The 21,174-nt window shown below is 45.4% G+C and carries 17 protein-coding genes and 1 tRNA gene; 8 read left to right on the top strand and 10 right to left on the bottom strand.

The annotated features are described in order from the left end of the window. Positions 1-46: 46 nt before the first annotated feature. Positions 47-685: a LysE family translocator gene (locus EKG39_RS22100; RefSeq protein ID WP_126508144.1), complete on the bottom strand. Its 639-nt coding sequence runs from the start codon at positions 683-685 to the stop codon at positions 47-49. 117 nt (positions 686-802) lie between these two features. Then, positions 803-1,630 (bottom strand): AraC family transcriptional regulator, encoded by an 828-nt coding sequence (locus EKG39_RS22095; RefSeq protein WP_185817688.1) that lies wholly within the window; start codon positions 1,628-1,630, stop codon positions 803-805. Positions 1,631-1,800: 170 nt separating this feature from the next. Here EKG39_RS22095 and nadE point away from each other — a divergent pair, with 170 nt between their 5' ends. Beyond that, the gene (gene nadE, locus EKG39_RS22090) at positions 1,801-2,631 is read left to right on the top strand and encodes an ammonia-dependent NAD(+) synthetase (RefSeq protein ID WP_126508143.1); all 831 of its coding nucleotides are present in this window, start codon (positions 1,801-1,803) and stop codon (positions 2,629-2,631) included. A gap of 56 nt (positions 2,632-2,687) precedes the next feature. Here the strand turns inward: nadE and EKG39_RS22085 are convergent, their stop codons facing one another. Further along, positions 2,688-3,167, bottom strand: coding sequence for a DUF6942 family protein (locus tag EKG39_RS22085; protein ID WP_126508142.1), 480 nt, complete (start codon positions 3,165-3,167; stop codon positions 2,688-2,690). 160 nt (positions 3,168-3,327) lie between these two features. Between EKG39_RS22085 and EKG39_RS22080 the strand changes: the two genes are divergently transcribed. Further along, positions 3,328-4,785, top strand: coding sequence for an alpha/beta hydrolase (locus tag EKG39_RS22080; protein ID WP_126508141.1), 1,458 nt, complete (start codon positions 3,328-3,330; stop codon positions 4,783-4,785). Positions 4,786-4,800: 15 nt separating this feature from the next. Here EKG39_RS22080 and EKG39_RS22075 read toward each other — a convergent pair whose 3' ends face one another. The 6 genes from EKG39_RS22075 to EKG39_RS22045 all read right to left on the bottom strand — a co-directional run bounded on the left by EKG39_RS22075 (position 4,801) and on the right by EKG39_RS22045 (position 12,865). Next, the gene (locus EKG39_RS22075; protein WP_126508140.1) at positions 4,801-6,975 is read right to left on the bottom strand and encodes a diguanylate cyclase; all 2,175 of its coding nucleotides are present in this window, start codon (positions 6,973-6,975) and stop codon (positions 4,801-4,803) included. Between the two features lie 273 nt (positions 6,976-7,248). Then, on the bottom strand, positions 7,249-7,824 hold the full coding sequence (gene efpL / locus EKG39_RS22070) for an elongation factor P-like protein EfpL (RefSeq protein ID WP_126508139.1): 576 nt from the start codon (positions 7,822-7,824) through the stop codon (positions 7,249-7,251). Between the two features lie 206 nt (positions 7,825-8,030). Next, positions 8,031-9,602, bottom strand: a complete 1,572-nt coding sequence (locus EKG39_RS22065) for an ATP-binding cassette domain-containing protein (RefSeq protein WP_185817685.1) — start codon at positions 9,600-9,602, stop codon at positions 8,031-8,033. Between the two features lie 829 nt (positions 9,603-10,431). Next, positions 10,432-10,508: transfer RNA gene (locus tag EKG39_RS22055), tRNA-Pro, on the bottom strand. Between the two features lie 270 nt (positions 10,509-10,778). Continuing rightward, entirely contained in the window at positions 10,779-12,563 is a 1,785-nt protein-coding gene (locus tag EKG39_RS22050) for a DUF3413 domain-containing protein (protein ID WP_126508137.1), read from the bottom strand. 86 nt (positions 12,564-12,649) lie between these two features. Then, positions 12,650-12,865 carry a YejL family protein gene (locus tag EKG39_RS22045; protein WP_126508136.1) on the bottom strand — a complete coding sequence of 72 codons (216 nt, stop codon included), beginning with the start codon at positions 12,863-12,865 and terminating at the stop codon, positions 12,650-12,652. Between the two features lie 383 nt (positions 12,866-13,248). On the opposite strand from EKG39_RS22045, the gene yejK reads away from it, so the two are divergent. The 3 genes from yejK (at position 13,249) to EKG39_RS22030 (ending at position 16,426) form a co-directional block, all read left to right on the top strand. After that, complete coding sequence (gene yejK / locus EKG39_RS22040) at positions 13,249-14,277, top strand: nucleoid-associated protein YejK (protein ID WP_126508135.1); 1,029 nt, start codon at positions 13,249-13,251, stop codon at positions 14,275-14,277. A 363-nt stretch (positions 14,278-14,640) separates the two neighbouring features. Next, the gene (locus EKG39_RS22035) at positions 14,641-15,522 is read left to right on the top strand and encodes a 6-carboxytetrahydropterin synthase (protein WP_126508134.1); all 882 of its coding nucleotides are present in this window, start codon (positions 14,641-14,643) and stop codon (positions 15,520-15,522) included. Between the two features lie 64 nt (positions 15,523-15,586). Then, positions 15,587-16,426, top strand: coding sequence for a M23 family metallopeptidase (locus EKG39_RS22030; RefSeq protein ID WP_425470195.1), 840 nt, complete (start codon positions 15,587-15,589; stop codon positions 16,424-16,426). Positions 16,427-16,606: 180 nt separating this feature from the next. Here EKG39_RS22030 and EKG39_RS22025 read toward each other — a convergent pair whose 3' ends face one another. Beyond that, positions 16,607-17,428: a phytochelatin synthase family protein gene (locus EKG39_RS22025; protein WP_126508133.1), complete on the bottom strand. Its 822-nt coding sequence runs from the start codon at positions 17,426-17,428 to the stop codon at positions 16,607-16,609. A gap of 156 nt (positions 17,429-17,584) precedes the next feature. On the opposite strand from EKG39_RS22025, the gene EKG39_RS22020 reads away from it, so the two are divergent. The 3 genes from EKG39_RS22020 to EKG39_RS23800 all read left to right on the top strand — a co-directional run bounded on the left by EKG39_RS22020 (position 17,585) and on the right by EKG39_RS23800 (position 21,066). After that, positions 17,585-19,678 carry a TonB-dependent siderophore receptor gene (locus EKG39_RS22020; RefSeq protein WP_126508132.1) on the top strand — a complete coding sequence of 698 codons (2,094 nt, stop codon included), beginning with the start codon at positions 17,585-17,587 and terminating at the stop codon, positions 19,676-19,678. 880 nt (positions 19,679-20,558) lie between these two features. Beyond that, positions 20,559-20,948: a SpoIIAA family protein gene (locus tag EKG39_RS22015; protein WP_126508131.1), complete on the top strand. Its 390-nt coding sequence runs from the start codon at positions 20,559-20,561 to the stop codon at positions 20,946-20,948. Next, complete coding sequence (locus EKG39_RS23800) at positions 20,932-21,066, top strand: hypothetical protein (RefSeq protein WP_281276285.1); 135 nt, start codon at positions 20,932-20,934, stop codon at positions 21,064-21,066. Before EKG39_RS22015 ends, EKG39_RS23800 begins: the two co-directional genes overlap by 17 nt. Positions 21,067-21,174: the final 108 nt, after the last annotated feature.

Here is a 21,174-nt window from a genome sequence, read left to right as displayed (position 1 = left end):
TCCATTGGATAGAGGCGTGCCAGCAAGCTCTCGATTAACGTGTGACTCAGAGCAGTCCGGACACAATAATTAACGCCACGCTGAAAAATAGGATCCCTGTGAGCAGATTGATGACTGGCGTGGCCTTGCGGATCTTCTCTTGTATGGAGGGTTTAGACAGTACTAATGCGATAAAGACGAACCAGATTAATGATAAAACGAGTAAAGTTATTGCTGCGCAAACCTTAGTCGCCAGGTTTACCTCAGGAGTTATCATGGCTGAGAACAGAGTAATGAAGAATACCATGGCCTTGGGGTTTAGCAGGTTAGTGTATAAGCCCTGCATAAAACCTTGTCTTGGTGTTAACTGGTTGAATATTAGCGGTGTTTCTTTATCAATGTGTCGTGATTTAAAATTCTGAAGGGTACTGATGATGGCATTTATTCCCATCCAGCCCAGATAGCTTGCCCCCGCCACCTGTACAATAATAAATAAAGTATTTGAGCTTTTAATCACCAGGCTGACTCCGGTCAAGCTCAGCAGGGTATGCAGTAAAATTGCCACTGAAATACCGATAGCGGATGCAACGGCTGTCACTCTTTTTTCCTGACTGGCCATTTTGACGACGAGAGCAAAATCGGGGCCCGGACTTGCCAAAGCGACGCTATGAATGACGGCAAGTGACACAAGTAAACTAAGATCCATTAAACTATCCATAAAGTGATTATTGTCATCATCATGCCGTGGCACGATACGTCTTGATAGGACAAAATTGCGTTGAGCATTAAGCCATTTTCGGTTTGAGGAGTTTAAGACGCTAGATTAAACCACTCGCCGCTGAAAATTAGCGGGGGTGATTAAATAGGCTTGCTTAAAGGCTTTATTGAGATGGCTCTGGTCAAAGAAGCCTACCTTATGTGCAATATCTGCGACATGTTCACCATTAATCAAAGCCTTTTTGGCATATTCGAGTCGCACCCTCTTGAGATAAGCGTGGGGTGTCATACCTATCGATTGCTTAAACTTCCTTAAAAACTGAAATTTACTTAATCCGACACTGCTGGCCAGTGTTTCGAGGAGAAACTCCTGACCCGGGTCGTCATGAAACATCGCCATGACCTCTTTGATTTGGGACTGAGATAGGCCGTTATGTTTGTCTGTGATTTGTTCCGGTACATTACCATGGCGTAGAAAAAGCTCTGTGGTAAAGGCCATCATGCTGGTCTCCAACTGCAGACTACTGAGATTACTTTGATGTTGAGTTAACATCATATGAAGCTTTAAAAATGCCTGATATAGGTGAGTATCATTGATTAAGGGGTTATGAAAAAAGCCTTCCGCTTGACTCATCTCCTGGCTTATTTGAGACACATAGTGATATGGCACAGACATCACATGGACTTGGTAGCCTTCAGAGCTATAGCTTTGACCATTATGGGTTTCGTCTGGGTTGAGTGTTGATATCAATCCCGGTCCCAAATGATAAGCCCTGCCTCTATGGGTATATTGCTGGCAACCGCTTGAAACTACACCTATGTGATAATCTAGATGTACATGCCTGTCGAACTCAAATTGCTTAAAGTTGGCTCGGGTCAGCTCTACCCCTGATAGTGCAGGGTTATGCCAATATTGAATACTCTCTTTGTGCATAATGTTCAATTGAGTTCGATTAATACCACATTCTAACGTTAGCCTAAGACGGCCATCTAGTAAATTATTGCAGCGGCGATTTAAACCCGGGCAGATAACCGTGTATTTCATTATTAAATAGCTCATAATATCTGACTGGCTATTTTGAAAACCTGATTGGAGCTCTGCCTGTGAAAGGACTGATTTTACGTGAAATGAAAGTGCAACCTGCTATAGAACCTGAATATGAGGTACAAAGACGCGTTGCTTTTATTAAGTCCAAGTTGAAAGAGTCTTATACCCGAACGTTAGTGCTTGGGATCAGTGGCGGTGTAGATTCCTCTCTTGCAGGTCGATTGTGCCAGTTAGCCGTTCATTCATTGAATAAAGAATCTGAGAGTGAGCAATACCAGTTTATTGCGGTACGATTACCTTATCATGTGCAAAAAGATGAAGATGAAGCGCAATTGGCGTGTCAGTTTATCTCTCCCTCCAAGCAAGTGACCGTTAATATCCATGATGGCGTAGTTGGTGTACATCAGCAGACTTTAGCGGGCCTGAAAGACGCCGGTATTGAATGTCTGGATAACGGAAATGTTGATTTTGTAAAAGGTAATGTCAAAGCCCGGATGCGAATGATTGCCCAATACGAAATTGCCGGCCTGACCGGTGGCCTGGTTGTCGGTACGGATCACAGCGCCGAAAATATTACCGGCTTTTATACCAAGTGGGGTGACGGTGCCTGTGATTTGGCTCCCCTGTTTGGCTTGAATAAGCGTCAGGTTCGTCAACTGGCAGCATTTCTGGGCGCGCCAGAGGTGTTAGTGCACAAGGCGCCAACGGCAGATCTGGAAGAAGATCAGCCTCAACTGGAGGATGAAGTCGCTCTGGGACTCACCTACGATCAGATTGATGACTTCTTAGAGGGCAAACAGGTCGACTCAGCCGTAGATGACAAGCTCATCGGGATCTACAAAGCGACACAACATAAGCGTGAGCCTATCCCTACTATCTACGACTAAAGACGCTCGGTCGGGTCGTTGTTAAATGAAGGCGCAGTTAGCGCCTTTTTTTATTGTTATAGTGATTGGGATAACTGTTCACGGGTCAGCTTTATGAGTTTATTGGGATATTGTCGATAATCTAAGTAAGGGACTTTGAATATTTGACTGCCATCGGATAACAGTTTCCCTGCGTTATCGAGCGTGCTAAACGCCTGCTCGTTCGTCTCTGACTCCAGCTGTTTCTGCGAAACGCCGCCGACGATGAAGTGCCACTCGGCGTGAGAAGATAATTTTAAGTTATCGATTAAGATCTGCTCATCTCGTTTAAGCAGTTGTGTATCCCGATATATCTTCCAATTATCATCGGGTGCGGTAATTTTTGCCATGATGGTGAGAATTTTTCTCCAGTGATTGCCATTGGTCTCGATAATCTGTGATACGGCATCGGGTGCACCGTGGTGCCAGTTTTCAGGGATAATCGGAGCTGAGGGTAAATAGAAGCAAAACTTTGCCCCTGGGGAACCTAAGCTTTTTATGGTGGAGCTAACGCACATTATCAGGCCTGATACATGATGGGAGTTTGGTATAAGATACTCAAAGCGTGTAACTTATACCAATTAGAATTATACGAAGATATAGGTTTTGTTCACTGCGGATTTAGTTCACTCTGCATTTAGTTCACTCTGGATTTAAATAGCGGGCTCAAGGAGAGCAATGAAAACGATCGTTATCGGTTCCACTAAACATCTCATCATGGCGCTATTTTATGCCTCATTGGGCATCGGCCTTGCGCTGCTTGCGCTAGGGGTTTGGATGTTGAATTCCAGACCAGAACTCGACGTGTGGCATACCGTAGAATTGAGTTCTGAATATGAAAGAGGACTTGAGCTAAAAGAGTTCGGTGAGTATCAGCTACTCGAGAATCAACTCTTTGAGGAGCTTGAGAGTGAGATCTATAGTCAAACGAAGGGGTCAAACCATTCGATATTAAATCGATATGTCAGAGGCAGTTTAGCCGACCCGCACAAGTGGCGAGGTGATTGGAATCGAACTTATGAATGGCCACAGGAAGAGGCCGGGTTTGGCGTCCTATTGCTTCATGGTATGTCAGATTCTCCCTATGCGTTATCTCATGTTGCCCGGCACTTTAAGGGAAAGGCCCATGTTCTTGGTTTGAGGTTGCCGGGTCATGGCACCATACCGTCCGGGCTGGTGGGACTTGAATGGCAGGATATGGCATCGGCGGTGTCACTTGCGACGCAGCACATGCGAGATCTGTTGAAGGGGCGTCCCTTGTATGTGGTAGGATTTTCGACCGGGGCAGCTTTAGCACTTAACCATGAGCTGGAGCGGCTGGTTAATAAACAAAAGATGGATTATGCCGGAATGATATTTATCTCACCGGCAATCGGTTTACCTCCGGTAGCGGCCGGGGCCAAGTGGCAAGCACGCTTAGGAGAGCTGCTAGGTTTAGAAAAACTTAGCTGGAATAGCATTCAAACAGAATATGACCCTTTTAAATATAATTCATTTGCGGTGAATGCCGGCGATGTGGTGTATCAGTTAGCCGAGCGTAATCAAGCGATTATGGGGAGCTTCGCCATGAAAGATTTGTCGTCTTTATCCCCAATTATATCGTTTCAGTCCATTACCGATGCGACTGTCTCGAGTCGAGCCGTTCTGTCAGATCTCTACCTGAGGCTACCCGCCAACGGGCATGAGTTAGTGATGTTCGATATCAATCGAACCCAGGTGAATATGAGCTTGATCCCCACAGATCCCTTATCTGCAATGAATGAGCTGATAACAGACCGAGACCTTAAATTTAAGTATACCTTGATAGAAAACCTTAACGATTCAGATGAAAGGTTAAGCCGGGTAAAGGCGACAAGTTACTCCTCTAATCGTCTCCCCACGAGCACAGTGCTAACACAGTGGTGGCCAAGAAATGTCTATTCTCTCTCCCATGTTGCATTGCCATATCCTATGGAGGACAGCCTCTATGGTCCGGAAGGTGTGCATTTTGTCGATCGTGTTCAAATTGGTGCTGCCGCATCGAGAGGGGAGAGAGGGGTGCTTAATGTATCTGCCGATGAGATATTAAGACAGAAATGGAACCCTTTTTTCCCATACATCATTGAACGGCTCGATGAATTTGTTTTACCCCGTTAAGTCGTAGAACATTAACTACGACAGTTGCCGGGAACCGGGAATTGAAACTATGACCCTATCTCTTCCCTGGTTCTTAGCCTTATATAAATTCAGATCGGCTTCCTTAAACCAGGTTTCAAGCGACTCGCTGTAGGTCGCATTGGTCACAATGGCGCCGATGCTGACCGTCATGGTGATGGGCCTGTCATCATGTGGATTAACTATTTCCAGATCTTTTATCTTACACCTGAATTCATTGAGGTGATCTTCAATCATCAAGACATTACACAGAGGTAGGATGATCAGAAACTCCTCACCACCGTATCTGGCTGTGACATCGGTATCTCGCTTGAAAAATTGCTTCATACTTTTCGCGATGACACGTAAGCATTCATCTCCACCTTGATGTCCATAGGTGTCGTTGATGGTTTTGAAGTTATCGATATCGAGTATCGCTAGCGCCATAGCTTCATCACTTCTGTGACAAAACTCCTGTATAGAGCGAAACTTGGCTTCGGCGTAGCGGCGATTATACAGGTCGGTTAACTCGTCTTTTTCCACAAGTGATTGGAGTTTATCATTGGCCTTTTCAAGCTCAAATGTCCTTATCGCGACCTTCTCCTCGAGTTCAAGTTGATGGCGGATCAGTTGCTGTTTGCTCTGGCGGATACTTTGATAAAGGGTCAAAAACTCCCGGGGTGACTCTTGATCGATATTATAGGAGGCTGGATCCTGATACCCCTTTTCTGCAAATTTATTGGCCAGGGCGGTCAAGGGGGTCGTTAATCTTTGACTAATGGCTCTGGTAAGCACGACGGTAATAATGAGTGAAAAAATCAAGATGGCAAACGTTGTCAGGTACTGAGTTTCGACTGTTTTCAATAGTGGTGCGAAGGGCTGAACGACATAGAGTTGCCAGTTGTTGTTGAGTGTATAGCTGGAATAGACAAACTCTGGGTTTGGATTATCTATATCGTGCAGGTTAAGCATATCTAAACTGGTTTTATACTTTTTACCGCTCTCTACCCAGGTGAATTGTGATAGTGGGGCGAGATTAAGGGCTGCAGATGCGTAGATGACACGGTAATTTTCATCAACGATGATCATCGATTGGTGATGGGTACCCGTGCTTTTTTTATCGATATCAGCAAAAGTCTTCAGGTTCAAAGAGCCTTCAATAATCCCTGTAGGCTGACTGGCATTGTCCTTGTGATAAATAGGTGCACTGACTGCCACAATAGGATCCTTGCCAAACCCCCGACCTAAGAATACCGGCGAGACGTAGGTTATCTGATTGAAAAATGCCTCTTGAAAATAATGCCGATCTTTAACCGTTAAATTGTCTGTGTTTTCTTTATCACGATTAAGGCGAGAGAAGGGGCTCGCTGCAATGATTTTTGCATCTGCATCGGTTACCAGCATAGTGATGAAGCCCGGATAACTTTGATGTAGTTTCGAAAGTCGATTTTGCCAACTCTGAATATCTGCTTGGGACAGGCTGAGCCATCTGGCCGCATTATCTATCGCCTTCTTGTGAGTCTCAATGAATACTTCAGTATTCAGTCCCAGGTTTGTCGCCGAGCTCTGTAGAGTTTCGTCAAGCCTGACTTGTTGCTTCTCTATCACCTGATGATTGAATATTAAAGTCGAACCCAACAGAGATATGGTGAGCACTAAGGTGAAGCTATAGGTCAGCTGAGCATTAAAGGTTCTGCGCTTTTGATCTTTTACCTTGCCCTTTAAATTCCAAAACGAAGAAAAAATGGTGACCAGCATTGAGCCAAGTGCGGCGTAAATCAAGCCGTTGACACCTTGTTTTAGCGTGACAAATGATATGTGACTCTCGGGCTGACTGGAGAAGAGGAGAATATAAGCGTAAAAAAGTGGCATGCCGATAAGTAGCCAATAACCTATATCAGCATAAAGGGCGTAAATATCTTTTCTGCGCGCATATCCCAGCCAGATTGCCTCGAGGCCAAATAGTATGAATACATGCCAACTCCCCCAGGTGATAAAAAGACCTATAGCACAAAGAGTTGCGGTGAGTAGGGCGAACCAGGGACCGAGCAAAATTGCCGTGATCACGACAACGATATTACCGAAAATAAGTTGAACATTGCCGAATAGGGGAATTGGGATAAGGTTCGCCAATAGACCCATCAGGCCCAGCACCAGAGATAATTTTAAATGTTGCCGATTGATTCTGCGCATAAAGCCTTATAATTATTAAGATAATGGCTACTATAGATGCTAGCGGGTAAAGGCAGTTTTCTCAACATAAATGTAACAAGCTGGGTGTTTTGGTTTGAAAAGTAGGCCGTTGTTAGCTCGATGCTCTACGAGAGCGTGTGTTGATATAGCTGAACTGTACCAATTGAGCTAAAGGCTTTAGAGGTTTTCAATCACAGAAGAGGGTTTGCTGCTTGCTCTAAGCCGCCGCTTGGTGAAGCCGGCAGCTTAATAAAGGCTCAGGGCATTTTCAGTTTATTTAGAGTCTGCACGACTCATAAATTTATGTTCTGCCGTATTGATCTTAATCTTCTCACCGTTTGCAATATACTCAGGAACTTGTACCGTAAGACCGGTAGAGAGGGTGGCTGGCTTAGTGCGTGCACTGGCAGAGGCGCCCTTAATAGAGGGGTCAGTCTCTACGATGACCAGCTCGACGTTAGCGGGTAGCTCGATAGCCACAGGTGTCCCATCGACGGTAAGTACTTGCAGCCCTTGAGTCTCCTCAGTGATAAACAGAAGCTCTTCTGAAATCGAGTCTTTATTGAAGTGGTATGGGGTATAGTCCACTATATCCATGAAAACATACTCATCGCCATCGATATAGGAGAAGCTCACTTCGTGGCGGCTTAGGTCTGCCAGATTGATCATCTCATCGGCTTTGAAAGTATGATCGAGTTTCGACCCGGTTGCTACATCGTACATACGCATACGATATAAGCTGCCACCTGAGCGACCCTGAGGCACAGAACGTTCAATATCTCTGATGAGATAAACATTATTGTTAAAATCGATTGCGGTATTCTTTTTTACTTCACTAGCCTTAGGCATGATAAAGATCTCGAAAAATTCAGTGGCAGACAAAATATCATGAAGTTAGCCAGATACCAATCCACCCTTACTCAAATACAGCTGTTTTGTGCACCAAACCTCGCGACCGCTCTGTATATCTCCTTCGAAATCATCTAATACGCCTCTCGCAACTCTTACCTCTCAATTCCTAACCACGGCTTATCCGGTTCAACGCTTGAGAATATTTAGTTTGAAAGTGCTTGGATGCAGGTGACACCAGACTCTTTAATAAACGCTTTATCGTGACTGACCAAGATAAAGCTGCCCGGATACTGATTAAGTGCGGTAGCGAGTAGTTGTTTCGAAGCGATATCCAGATGATTGTCGGGCTCATCGAGCAAGAGTAAGGGAAGAGGAGTTTGATTAGTGACAATCAAGATACAGAGCTTCATCTTTTCTCCACCACTAAGAAGATGTACATTTCGATGAACACTCTGCGCCTTGAATCCTATCCCTGCAAGTAAGGTTCGTGACTGATATTCGTCGAGAGCCGGACAGTAGTGGCTGATATTTTCTAACAGTGATAGATCTGATTTTAGCAGGTCAAAATATTGGTCCAGATAAAAGAGGGGCGTGTTTCGGTAAACCAGACCCGTTGCAGGCGCAAGCTCGCCTAATAATACCTTAATCAGGGTCGACTTCCCCGTGCCATTATTACCTGACAGGTGGAGTTTATCCCCTGTAGACAATAAAAAGTTTAATGGGTTTATACTGTTATATGGCAGGGTTAGTTCCTCGACACGGAGCTGGAGATGTTGCTTCTCTATGACAGAGTTCAAGTGTAATGTTTGGGGTTTTAACGTTTCTCTTTGCTGAGTTAATTCAGCTAGAGTTGCGGCATTCTGACTGAGTTGATTATCCCTCTGGGTCGCTCTGGTGGAAGCTGACTGCTCGGCTCTGTCACGCATGGTATTGAGTAACACCTTAGCCTGACTACCGGACCTTCTTAATCTTGTACCACTTGCGGCTCTCTTTTGTGCTTTTTCATGACTCATTTGAGCTTGCTGTCGGATCTGCTTATGCTTGAGTTTTTCGTTGGCAAGTTTGCGGTCTATGGCATTTAACCGGGAGCGCTTTTGAGCTTCATAACTGGTGTAGTTACCACTGTGTTGAGTTAGGCCTAAGGTATTTAACTCATATATAACTTCGACGTAGTTAAGTATTTCACGGTCATGGCTGATGATGAGTATCTGTGCAGTTGATCCTTGTATCTGCTCAATGAGCCAGCTTTTTCCTTGGTTATCCAGGTGGTTCGAGGGCTCATCTAAAATAAGTAGATCGGCATCTGAATTAAACAGTTTTTGCAGGCGTAACTTAGCCATCTCTCCACCACTTAATTGAGCGCAAGGGCAGTGAAGAGTGTGATTTAAATTGATAGCAAGAAGCTGGCTCTCTAACGTCTCTCTGATATGCCAGTTATCGCCTATGGTGTCGATATCCTCTAAGGAGGCTTGGCCTTGCTCAACTCTGTCTAGTGCAAGCAGTTGATGCTCGACCTCCATAAATTGTGCGACACTTTGCAGTTTGTTTCTATTTGGCTCTTGTTGCCTGAAGTAGCCTAAATTAGCGCGGCATGAGACCGAGCCTAAATCCGGCTGGCATTCTCCCGCCAATATTGATGCCAGGACCGACTTCCCAGCGCCATTGCGGCCGACAAGGGCTGTTAATTTAGAATCAATGGAAAATGAGAGTTCACTGAACAGACTCTCTCCTGTGTTTAACCTAAACGATACTCGATGAGCATGTAATATCGGCATAGTGCCTCCTGAAACCAGTTGATAAAGATGGAAGCAGGGCACGGTTAGCATAATACCAGTCGGCATAAGTTAAACTCGTTCGAGGTTAACTCGCTATTTCAGCCGAAATATCATTTAGTAAAAAGCATCTTCTAGTAAAAAATATATTCTAGCAAAAGTGTCTTTTAACAGAATTAATCTTTAAGCAGATTTATTCTGTTACAGACAATAGAGATACTTGAGCTGCGCCTTTTAATACCAATCGGTATAAGACAGTGGTCAACTCAGAGTTGTTTTTGGCTGCATAATTCAAGGCGAAAGAGTGAGGGAATGGTGATCCCTTTTGAACTCATTCAACACAGAAGTAGGCTGCCAAAAAACCTCCTGAAAGGCGAGTTTTAGCACTTCCGATACTGCGTTAACGAGCTTAAACGTAGAATAACTATGTTCCTCACTCGTTGCCTTGCCTCACAAGCGCTAAATTCTCGCTGAGTGACCACACCTTTATACCGACTGGTATAACCCTGGGGTTCCACAAAAAATAATTAAGATGGAAAGGTTAGCTGTTCATCGAGGCGAAGACTCCGGTAGTGAAGAGTAGGAAATTGAAGCGCCAGTCTTTGGATAAGTAGGCACTTAGTGGGATGAATAGTATGAGGCGGCGAGCAAAAAGTAAACGTTTTTGTTGTTTTTAGGATATGACCTGTCTGCACCTCAATTTATGGTACAGACAAATAGTGGGAAAGGCTTTGCTTAGCAGGGGATGCCAGCTGTACTTACGTGACATATGCGAATTTAAAGCCAAAAAGCAAAAAGGCAGAACTCTTTCGAGTTCTGCCTTTTTAGAATGTGGTCGGGATAGCAGGATTTGAACCTGCGATCTCTTGTCCCCCAGACAAGCGCCTTACCGGACTAGGCCATATCCCGAATTCGCAATTTTAAATTGCCTCTAAACAGTTTTAGTTGGGGGCTGTTTAGTTGAGGCAGAACTTTACCAATTCACTTAGGCTTCTGCAAGCCCTTAGTAGAGTGACTCGATTTAATTGCTTAGTTTGTATACTTATTATTTATTTCCGGCGATTTATGCCGCGATGAGCGTTTGCCCTTAGCCGTAAAATCTAGTCGTAAATTTCACAGTCATGCACACTAAGGCAGCAGCATAAGATAATGCTGGTGGCTCAGTGAATGAAGATTCGACTAATGATGATACATCCTGCGGCCTTCGCGCATCACTTCGACAAGTTCGGGCGCACTCATTTTCTTGCGCAGTCGCTTATCGAAGTTTTCATCATAGATACGGTATTGCCCGTGCCTGTCGATAACGGTGATCTCTGATTTCTGGTAGATACCAAAGATACGGCTATCGCCGATGTAAACCCAGGATTCGGTATCCGGCTCGAGTAAGCTTCGACCCGCGCTGTAATCTGTCGCCGCATTGGTGCAGCCAAGTACTTGGGTCATCAGTGTCGGCACAATTCCGTAATGGCTGGTGCGATAGTTAACATGTTTTGTCGCTGCTTGCCCAGGCCAATGAATGATCATAGGCACTTGAACGTTGGCCGGAGACAAATTGCTTCGAGCCTCATCGGGGTTACTTGTGAATAGCTTGCCGCTAACCCCGGTGATGATGACTAATGTATCTTCTGAGGTGGCTTCGAGGACTTCTTTCAGCTTCAGATCGATGAAGTTCAATGACTGCCTGTATTGATTGAATAATACCCGTTGAGCAGGTTTCAATTTCTTATCGGCCTTGACGGTTTCTATGCCTAAGAAGCCTACCGGAGTGTCGTAGGTTTCAGGAGAACGTAAGTTTAACATCCCAAACCAAGGCGTTGTCTGGGCCGCTTGCCAACTCTGAAACGCTTCCACTGATTGAATATCTGCATCGGCATAACTGTCGTTTGTTTTCGTTATGATACGTTCAAAGTCATCGAAAATAGTGTTCGGGCGTAACTCTGACTCCTGGGTTGCGAACAGGCCTAATTGATAGTTCTGTTGCTTGAGCATTTGCGTTAATACCGGGGTCGTATTGTTTAGACCGGCGGCATTGATGTAGCTGCCCTGAAGTCCATAGAGGATGGAGAACATACCGCTGTCATATTGAGTTCCACCGCTTAAGTGCTGATGAAATGCCTGATTTTTTTCACCGTATTGAGTCAGGTAAGGCATGGTATTGGCGTCGACCATGTCGGCTCTGAGATTGTTAATGGTGATCAATAAGATATTCGGTTGTGTTTCAGCCTTACACTGCAATGGTGTTATCGGGTAGTTTAAGCTGCTTTTAAGATCTGAGCTTCGACGCGTCGTGTTTTTCCCCTCTATACCATGGCTCTCCATAAACGAGCGCGCAGTGGCGGGGTAGGAGAGTGGATAGGCGTCGTCCAATTGAGTGATCTCGGTAATATTCGCGGCATCGGCCCAGATATGGATCAGGTGACTACTGATAAAACAGATACCGACGAATGCCACCACCTTGTTACCGCAATTTACCTTATGAATTTTTTCGATTCGTTTCCAAAGGAAGTTGGCTAAGGTGAGCTCTAAAGCGATGATCCCAAGAGGCGTGACAATATAGGAGGTACCACGGAGCAATGCGTTGAGATCGGCCCAGGCCAGATCAAATACAAAGGGACTCAGGTGGAGCCCATAATCATCATATATGATGGTGTCATAGAGTAAGATACACAGGCTGAGCGTGGCAACGACTGCTGCAAACCCTCGTAATATTTTGGAGTAAGGCAGTAATAGTGTGACCGGGAATACCAGAACCAGATAGACGATAAAAGCTAAGAAGCTGAAATGGCCAATCGTGCTGATAGCAAGATAACTCCAGCCCAATAAGGTTTCCGGATAGCCGACGCTATCGAGATAGCGGATACCCACGATCATTGCGAGAAAGCCGTTGAAGAAGGCAAACCAATGTCCCCAACTAACTAGTCGTGATACGCGATCGCGTACCATCTCTTTTTTACGCTTGACCATGTGGCTCCGCTTACTGATTTAGATGCTTATGTATCTTAAGTGTTTTTAACTGTGATTTGCTAGTTTTTCAATCAGTAAAGACTGAATTAGCCTTTAACTGATTGCGCCAGCGCCTTAGAAAATTGTTCTGCAACGTCGGCTCTCGCTTCCTGAGGAACTTTGCGAGTCAAAAGATCGGTGACGCAGTTGCCAAGAACCATGAGTCTTAAGTCGGTAGGTGCCTGGTGCTTATCAAGTACGGCGCTGACTTCGGCGATAATTGATTCAACTTGTGTGTTTGAATATTTAGATTGGATAGCCATATTTAAAACTGTTTCGCTTTGAAAGATATTTGGGGCCTATGATAACCGAATTTTCAAAGGATCTCGATATCAATACGCAGAGTATATGCGCTGACCAACGAGGGCCGGTATTCAATTGGTATTCAATTAGTATTCGAGTTAATACATCCGGGATCTTGCCCTTGAAGCGCTATCTCAATTGGGGCAATATAGGCACAAATTTTATGTTTGTGGACCGGTCTTTTCCTCGTCTGCAGCTAACTCCATTTTATGTAGCCGGAGTCTCTTATGTCATTAACCTGTTTTGCCAAGGTTTTTTTGACAAGGGTTAAAGGTGTCAGGCTTTTGCCAACGATAGTGAACACAGCTATCGGCTACTCAATCACTATTTTTTATCGAGGCTTATGAGTATTAACGTCGAACAAGCAATTATTCACGCGATTTCACAAGATCGTGAAGGACAGTTAAGCTGTCGATTGCGTCCACAGCCGCTTCTTAACAGCGAAGCCGTTGAAGCCATGCTCGAGGAACTTCACCAAACTTATACCACCAAAGCGGGTAAAGGTTTTGGTCACTTTGGTACTCATGGTGAAGACGGTGAGGCTAACCCTAAGTTTGAACAGGCACTGACTGAATACCGTAATGGTGAATTAGGTTTTGTCGAGTTTTCAGGTCTTGCAGGGAAACTCCTGCAAGAGGAGCTCGCAAAATATGATTTTAGCCAAGGCGGTTTCTTGTTGATGTCTTGCTATACTCATATGACGAGCGACTATCTTTATGTTTCACTGCTTAATGCTAAATCGTCAATGACGGTATTAGATGATATGGAACTGTCTCAAAATACTCATCTGGATCTGAATAATGTGCAACTTGCGGCCAGAATCGATCTGACCGAGTGGCAGGCCGATAGCGACTCTCATAAATATATCTCATTTATTCGTGGGCGAGCGGGACGCAAAGTCGCCGACTTTTTCCTCGACTTTATGGGGTGTGTGGAAGGGGTTAATACTAAGGCGCAGAACAAACAGCTGATGAATGCAGTTGAAGATTTTGTAGCGGGTAGCGAACTGACCAAAGACGAACGTCAACAGTGTCGTGAAAAAGTATTCGACTATTGCACCGAGCGTTGTGATATCGGTGCCGATATCGAGATTAAAGATCTGGCTGATGAACTTGCCGATAGCGGCATGGACTCTTTCTATGATTTCGCCCAAAGTGGTGAATATGAATTAGAAGATGAGTTCCCTGGTGATAAGCCAACCTTAAGACAGTTGAAGAAGTTTTCCGGTACCGGTGGCGGCGTTACCTTAAGCTTCGATGGCGCGCACTTGGGTGAGCGAGTCATGTACGACCCTATCTCTGACACCATCATGATTAAAGGGGTTCCTGCGAACCTCAAAGATCAGCTCGATAGACGCCTCAAAGGCGGTTAATTGATTGACAAATAGCGGCCCGGTGGCCGTCAATCTTGTTACAAAGAGCGCCTCTTGGCGCTCTTTTCGATCCAGCTCCTCACTAATCTGAATTCTTTATAGAATTTTCCATACTTCGTAGTCAATGGGCCCTGATTACCTGTTAGATTGTTCGGTTTTCACACTTTTTTTTATGGCATAACGAAAACTTGTAAAAGCAGACTAAAATTACCTTGGTAAACGGTCGAAAAAAACGATTCACCAAGGTAAACTTGCCAAATATGAATGGAAGAGCTGAACTTTTTTATTCAATGGATATTTAGTCCCTTGGCCATCGCCGATAGGACGTATACAGGTAGACTGTTTTTCTGCCCAGGAGAGTAAATGCAACTTTTTGTCAGAGATTTAACCGTAATCGATTTTTCATACTTATGTCCGATACGAGGTATGGTGGGCGAAAGCTGGACTGTCGATGTGCTCCTCGATGGTGGCTTAGATGAGCAAAATATGGTTTTGGACTTTTCTAAAGTGAAGCGCACCATAAAAGATACTATCGATGATATTGCCGATCATAGATTACTTATCCCTACCGCTTACAGTGAAGTTCGCTGGCAGCAACAGGGTGATAGGGTATGGATGGATTTTAACAGCCTGCAAGGTGACATCCATTTAGCCTGTCCTCAACAAGCCTTCGCGCTGATACCGAGTGAAATTATCGATTTCGATAGTGTGAATACGTTCTTGCAGAAGGCGTTAAAGGAAGCCCTGCCCGACAATGTCGATGGTATTGCCCTGACATTGAGAAATGAGATACACGACGCTCCCTATTATCACTACTCTCACGGGTTGCGAAAGCATGATGGAAACTGCCAACGCATTGCCCATGGACACCGAAGTCCGGTCAATGTGTTTGAAAATGGCATGGCTGCACCTAAGTGGGACGAATATTGGGCCGAGCGTTGGAAAGATATCTACTTAGGCAGTGAAGAGGATGTAGTTAGCGTCGGTGACTTGACTCTTTCTCCTCAGGCTAAAGTGTCCGATAAAACTCATTTCGGTTTTCGCTATCAGGCGCCACAGGGAGACTTTCAGTTGGCCATGCCTAAGGGCCGTTGTGAGATCATTCCTCACGATACGACAGTAGAGTTATTGGCCGAATTTATGGCTGGCACCTTACTGGAAAAGTCTCCCCAGAGTGAGTTTAAGGTGATCGCCTATGAAGGTATCGGCAAAGGCGCAATATCGGTTAAGGGCAATCAAGCCTAAATTACTCTGATGAGAGTGCAGATTGGAGACTAGTTTGGAGTATAGAGTGAAATATCTGACGTCTGTGTCGCTGACACTGTTTTCTTTGGCGACGACGAGTCTGCTAATCTCCTCAGAGGTTAACGCACAAGTGTTGCTCACAGGAAAAATGGAGCAGGGAGCCTTAATCCGCGGTCAAGTGGCTGCTGGCAGTGCTGCATTTTTAAATGGAGAGGAGCTAAAGGTCACACCAAATGGTGACTTTGCCTTTGGTTTTTCCCGCGATGCAGAGCTTAATCAGGAGTTGAAACTCGTTTATCCCGATGGTTTAACACAGATTAAACCCCTTACTATTCTTGCCAAAGAGTACAAGATAGACAGATTGACCGGGATCAGTAAAAAGATCATGAAGCCAGATCCTAAGGCACAGGCAAGGGCGGCGAAAGACAGCAAGCAGGTCAAGGCGGCTAGGGCACTATTTTCTGATAAAACCGCTTTTAGCCAGACGTTTATCTGGCCATTGACTGGCAGAATATCCGGAGTCTACGGCAGTCAGCGTGTCTATAACGGCAAGCCCGGCAACCCTCATTATGGCGTCGATGTTGCGGCTAAAACCGGAACGGTTGTGGTTGCCCCTGCCGATGGCAAAATCAGCCTTTCGGTGCCCGATATGTTCTACTCTGGTGGCACCATCATCTTAGATCATGGTTATGGCGTAAGTTCGAGCTTTCTGCACCTCAGTAAACTCTATGTCAAAGAGGGGCAGGAGATTAAACAGGGAGAGCCTATTGCAGAGGTCGGCGCTACGGGCCGTGTCACCGGACCACACCTCGATTGGCGGGTTAACTGGTACCAGATGCGCTTAGACCCAGTGACCATAGTGCCCTCTATGGCCAGTGTTCTTAAACAGCAAAAGAGTCAATGATCCATGATATCGCTTTAAAGGAACTGTTAAAGCTTAATGAAAAGCTTTAAAAGCATGCAACTAAAGCTTAATGAAAAGCCGCCTCTATGAAGATAGAGGCGGCTTTTTTGTCTGCTGTTCTTAAGAAAACTATTGTTTAAAGTGTTTTTGTTTAAGGTGTTGTTATTTAGGGGGGGCAACTCAGGTATCTTCTGAGACTACAATAAAGCCACGGCTATTTTGCTTATCTATTCTTGCCATCGCCTGCATCAGCGGTTTGCTCTCTACCCAAACCCAGGTTTGGAAGGTATTGGATACATCCATGATAAGAAATGAGTCTGATGCTGCATGGTACGCGGCTAATGGCGAAAAGTGACCGTCACCTCTCTGGTTCAAAGGCTTTCTGGAGTAGTTGATGATGACGAATTGCTCTTTTTGGTTCAACCCATCGATAAGCTGCTGTTTTACTGCCAGCGTATAGCTCTGCTTGGCGAGCTGCTCTTCGGTAACATAAGTGGTTTGTGTGGTGAATTTTAATGACGCAGCCAGAGCATCAAGATCAGCAAGCCTCATTCCGTAGTCACTTTCTGAGCCAGAGTCAGAAATAGAGCCTGAAGGCTCACCCATTATCTGCATGCGGGTCTTACCCTGGCCGGTTAAAATCGATTCCTGTGTATAGCGATGAAAGAATGGGCTCCAACCTCCCTTGGGGAAGAAATTCATCTCCTGTTTACTTATTCTGCTGCTATCAAGCGGGATATCGGTGGCATCGCTGGTTACCCTCAGCGAGTTGGCCACTATGACCATAGAGGCTACGCCGCAGAAGACCTTATTCGATTGACCTTCGAAGTGAGGGCTGAGTGCAAAAAAATCGTTCTTCACTCCGGCCTGCTCCAGCCTGCTTATCCCTTCATCACTGCTCCAGCTGATTAACTCACCGGCGAAGCTTGGTGCCTGGTTGAGTAACAAACCGATAATAAGGATTAACAAGCTAACAGTAGTTCTGCGTATCGTCGTGTTCATATTTTTGAGTCTTATAGAATTTAATTTCTATCTTAGGGAAATTTGATTTACCAATCATCAATAAAGCTCTTAGAAAGGATTAGTGATAGGTAAGCAGACAAACTGGCGTTTTTTACGCACAACTCACCGCTTGGTGAGCGATCTATAGGAGCTTAAATGCATCCATCTAATAGCGCAGCCTTAATGGCTTTCTCGGCGCTGACATCCTCTTCAGTCTATGCACACGATCACCATGATGAGATCGAAGTTATCTCCGTTATGGGGACGAAACATGTCCAAGCTTCAAACAGTTCGGCGATGAAGATGGATATGAGTCAACTCGAAACACCGGGCTCGATCTCTGTGTATAACAAGGAGCTTATCGAAGCTCAGGGCGCAGCTACCTTGGGGCAGGTATTAAAAAATGATGCGAGTGTTTCAACGGGGAATGTCAGGAGAGGTCGCGAGCGCTTCTACATGCGCGGCTTCGTATTAGAGCCCGATCAGAGCTATCTGCGTGATGGTCAGTTTCACCTTTCGCGCTACTCTCAACCCATAGAGCTCTACGAGCGTATCGAAGTATTGAAGGGACCTTCGGCGCTGCTATACGGTAAGTCGACGCCGGGCGGCATGGTAAATTTAGTGACAAAGCGGGCTCAGCAAGAGGAGTTTCACTTTAATTTTCAGCAGGAATTTGGCTCGTTCGGTTATAACAAGTCGCTGTTAGATGTGGGGGGAGCCCTGAACAAGAGTGGCAGCGTCAGAGCCCGTTCAATTCTGTCTAAGTCGAGCGATGATGGTTGGCGTGAATATAAAGATGGCACCAAGGCAACTGAGGAGCGCTTTGTAGGCGCCTTGATGCTGGAGGCTGATCTCAGCGGTGACACGGTATTGAGTGTTAACTATGATCGCACCGAAGATGAGGGGGGGATAGACATGGGGCCCCAACATATCAGGAACGAGAAAAGTGGTAAGTATGAGCTTGCCGGAAAGCGAGATTATATTTGGGATATGCCATGGTCATCGCGTGACTCCAGCGTAGAAAATATGGGGTTCACCCTCAACTCATATCTGAATGATGATTGGACTATCAGCGCTGGCTTTAATCGGCAACGTCATCAACGTCAGACGACTGAGAGCCTATACGGTAAGGTCCAGGGGATCGATCTCGGCGCTGGTGAATATGCACTGCGTGGCAGAGACACCTATGAGCAGTTTGATGTGGCGACCGGTTTCTTCGATTTTAAGGGTGAGTTCTATACCGGTGACGTACACCACAGAATGTTGATCGGCTCGAGCGTGGTCGATTATCAAAAAAGTGGTATGCAGAAAAAGTTGAAGATAGCCGGTAAGGTAAACATCAACGACGCTATCGTTATTGGCAAGCCAGAGGAGCTGGATTATCGCAACGGTAGTGCGCTTAAGCAGACCCATAGAAAAACCTACGGCGTTTACATTCAAGACCTTATCGAATTCAATGACAGCTGGCATCTGTTGGCTGGTGTCAGGCTGGACAGGGAGGAGACCTCTGAGGCAAGCCACAACAACATCTTGCCTAAGTTAGCCGTCATGTATCATCCGACACAAAACACCACACTCTATTCGACCTATAGCGAAAGTTTTGAGCCCAAAGATCCTGTCAGTAATACGGAAGACACCAACTACGGTAAAAAATTGGATGCAGAAAGAGGCGAGTCATTTGAAGTCGGCGCCAAAGGGGAGTTTCTCGATGGCTCGCTTTATGTTTCGGCGGCGGTGTTTGATATCGAAAAAAACAATAAGGCGGTCACAGATAAGAGTGGGGATAAACCCATAACGACTCAAAGCGGTAAGGTTCGCCATCAGGGGGTTGAGTTATCCCTCGAAGGCCAGCTGAGTGACAACTTGTCGGTGTTAACTTCCATGATGTACCTCGACGGTAAGATCGTCAGCGATCCTATATATGCGGGAAAACGGTCCAAAGACACCCCAAAATTCAGTGCAAGCACCTGGTTTAATTATCGTGTAACCGAGAACACTCAACTTTCTATCGGGGCCGTATATGTGGGTGAACGCTTCGGCGATACCCCGAATTACTTTAAGAAAGATGCCTACGTTAAAGTCGATATGGGCCTTAGCCACACCATCAAGTTTGCCAGCGAGCAGCAGGGCATTATCTCGATCAATATCGATAATCTATTCGATGAGGATTACCTGCGAGGTGGCTGTAATAACAGCGCGATGTTTGGCTCAGCGCGATCGGTGAAGGCTTCATTTCAGTACAAGTTCTAGTGTAGGCTGCTCGGGTTAAGCCACAAGTATGTCAGCCTTCGAATGAAGGCTGATTACATTTTGTTTTTGGTTCATTTTATATTGGGAAGTGTGTTTATAACTTTTATTTTCATTGTTATCTAACGCCTGCGGCTCGCCTAAAGTGCAGATACTTCAGTGGCACGGTGAATAGAAACCTCTGGTTTCTGTGCTTATGAACGTGAGGCATGGATGCCGAACTGGCCTTTAGATATGGATGTCGTTGCAAGCACTGTTTGATCACCATGGATGGTAGGAATGCCGTAAAATGTAGGGAACATTTACGGCCCTGTAAGCTCGACGACTGCATCTGATGTGAATGGATTCACAAATGCCGTGGTGACATGGATGTCATAGAGCGGCCATGCCATCAACGTCCACAGCCGCATCTTCACTGGCTGGTTTACGAGAAAGTTCTCTCTTCGATTAGAGCTTTTTGGAGCAGCCTCTAACTTGGAAATGCCCCGAAGTGGGTTACAGCCTTTAATCTCGCATGCTCTCTGCTGTCCGTTCTACCCTACTTTTTATATGGTGTTCTTGTTCATCAGCTCGAACTCTTTAATGATTGATAGGGCTAGCCACTCCCACCAGTATTGCTCCAAACAGCATCTAGCCACATCTGCCATCGCGCGTAGTTCCGTAGTGCCACAAACAACAATCGTGCAGAATGAACATCCCAGCATCAAAATCTTCATCTCCAGCCCGCGCATAACAAGGCGCTGTAGCCGACCGACTACACTTCGCTCGTTGTGAGCTAAACTCTACGCTAGCACACAATGGCTCCGTTCCATCGGCGGCAAAGCTTGGCGTTATGGCGCATAACAATAGAGTTAAAGCATGACAAATCTACGAGGAGATAATAATGTCTATTGAATTTGGACTTGAAGAAGCTTCTAATATTTTTTTGATCAACGTATCTAAAAAACTGGGCATTGCAGAGCTGAGACAAGCACAAGGAAACTGTGAATCGACCATTAAGGCTGTAGGCAATATAAAGATCTTGGTAGTTCTTAGTGATTTTCAAGGATGGGAAAAAGCGCAAGGATGGGAGGATATAAGCTTTGCGGAAAAAAATGATGCTTACATTGATAAAATCGCGATCGTTGGTGATAAAGAACGATGGGAGGATTTGATTCATGCGTTCACCACCAAAGGTCTAAGGCCAGTGCCCATTGAGTTTTTCGGAGAGACTGAGATATCGGCTGCCAGGGGCTGGCTTGTTGATGGTGATAAGGATGGAACGAAATACTGAGAGTTGGTTAAATGCACAAGTTGCTGCATCGGATGTGGTAAAGCTGTCTTCTTTTGTGCAACAAGGCCGCACAAAAGCAATCAAGTTCAGCACGCCGCTGAACAAGGCGTTGGTATGACTCCCCACGTCAAGTTAAACATAGCGATCCCTGCCATTTGCTTAGCACCATTACTCATAGTTAGATGAGTTAATACATCAGATGAAGCAAGTATATTCGTCGGTTTTC

Source organism: Shewanella atlantica, assembly GCF_003966265.1.
GTDB lineage: Bacteria > Pseudomonadota > Gammaproteobacteria > Enterobacterales > Shewanellaceae > Shewanella > Shewanella atlantica.
The sequence above is the reverse complement of the archived record's forward strand: the minus strand, read 5'-3'. Positions and strand labels throughout refer to the sequence as shown.

Bases quoted from the DNA above. Each gene is read 5' to 3' on its own strand.
- EKG39_RS22100 (WP_126508144.1), bottom strand. From the start codon at position 685: ATGGATCTTAGTTTACTTGTGTCACTTGCCGTCATTCATAGCGTCGCT.
- EKG39_RS22095 (WP_185817688.1), bottom strand. From the start codon at position 1,630: ATGCACAAAGAGAGTATTCAATATTGGCATAACCCTGCACTATCAGGG.
- EKG39_RS22085 (WP_126508142.1), bottom strand. From the start codon at position 3,167: ATGTGCGTTAGCTCCACCATAAAAAGCTTAGGTTCCCCAGGGGCAAAG.
- EKG39_RS22080 (WP_126508141.1), top strand. From the start codon at position 3,328: ATGAAAACGATCGTTATCGGTTCCACTAAACATCTCATCATGGCGCTA.
- EKG39_RS22075 (WP_126508140.1), bottom strand. From the start codon at position 6,975: ATGCGCAGAATCAATCGGCAACATTTAAAATTATCTCTGGTGCTGGGC.
- efpL (WP_126508139.1), bottom strand. From the start codon at position 7,824: ATGCCTAAGGCTAGTGAAGTAAAAAAGAATACCGCAATCGATTTTAAC.
- EKG39_RS22065 (WP_185817685.1), bottom strand. From the start codon at position 9,602: ATGCCGATATTACATGCTCATCGAGTATCGTTTAGGTTAAACACAGGA.
- EKG39_RS22050 (WP_126508137.1), bottom strand. From the start codon at position 12,563: ATGGTCAAGCGTAAAAAAGAGATGGTACGCGATCGCGTATCACGACTA.
- EKG39_RS22045 (WP_126508136.1), bottom strand. From the start codon at position 12,865: ATGGCTATCCAATCTAAATATTCAAACACACAAGTTGAATCAATTATC.
- yejK (WP_126508135.1), top strand. From the start codon at position 13,249: ATGAGTATTAACGTCGAACAAGCAATTATTCACGCGATTTCACAAGAT.
- EKG39_RS22035 (WP_126508134.1), top strand. From the start codon at position 14,641: ATGCAACTTTTTGTCAGAGATTTAACCGTAATCGATTTTTCATACTTA.
- EKG39_RS22025 (WP_126508133.1), bottom strand. From the start codon at position 17,428: ATGAACACGACGATACGCAGAACTACTGTTAGCTTGTTAATCCTTATT.
- EKG39_RS22020 (WP_126508132.1), top strand. From the start codon at position 17,585: ATGCATCCATCTAATAGCGCAGCCTTAATGGCTTTCTCGGCGCTGACA.
- EKG39_RS22015 (WP_126508131.1), top strand. From the start codon at position 20,559: ATGTCTATTGAATTTGGACTTGAAGAAGCTTCTAATATTTTTTTGATC.
- EKG39_RS23800 (WP_281276285.1), top strand. From the start codon at position 20,932: ATGGAACGAAATACTGAGAGTTGGTTAAATGCACAAGTTGCTGCATCG.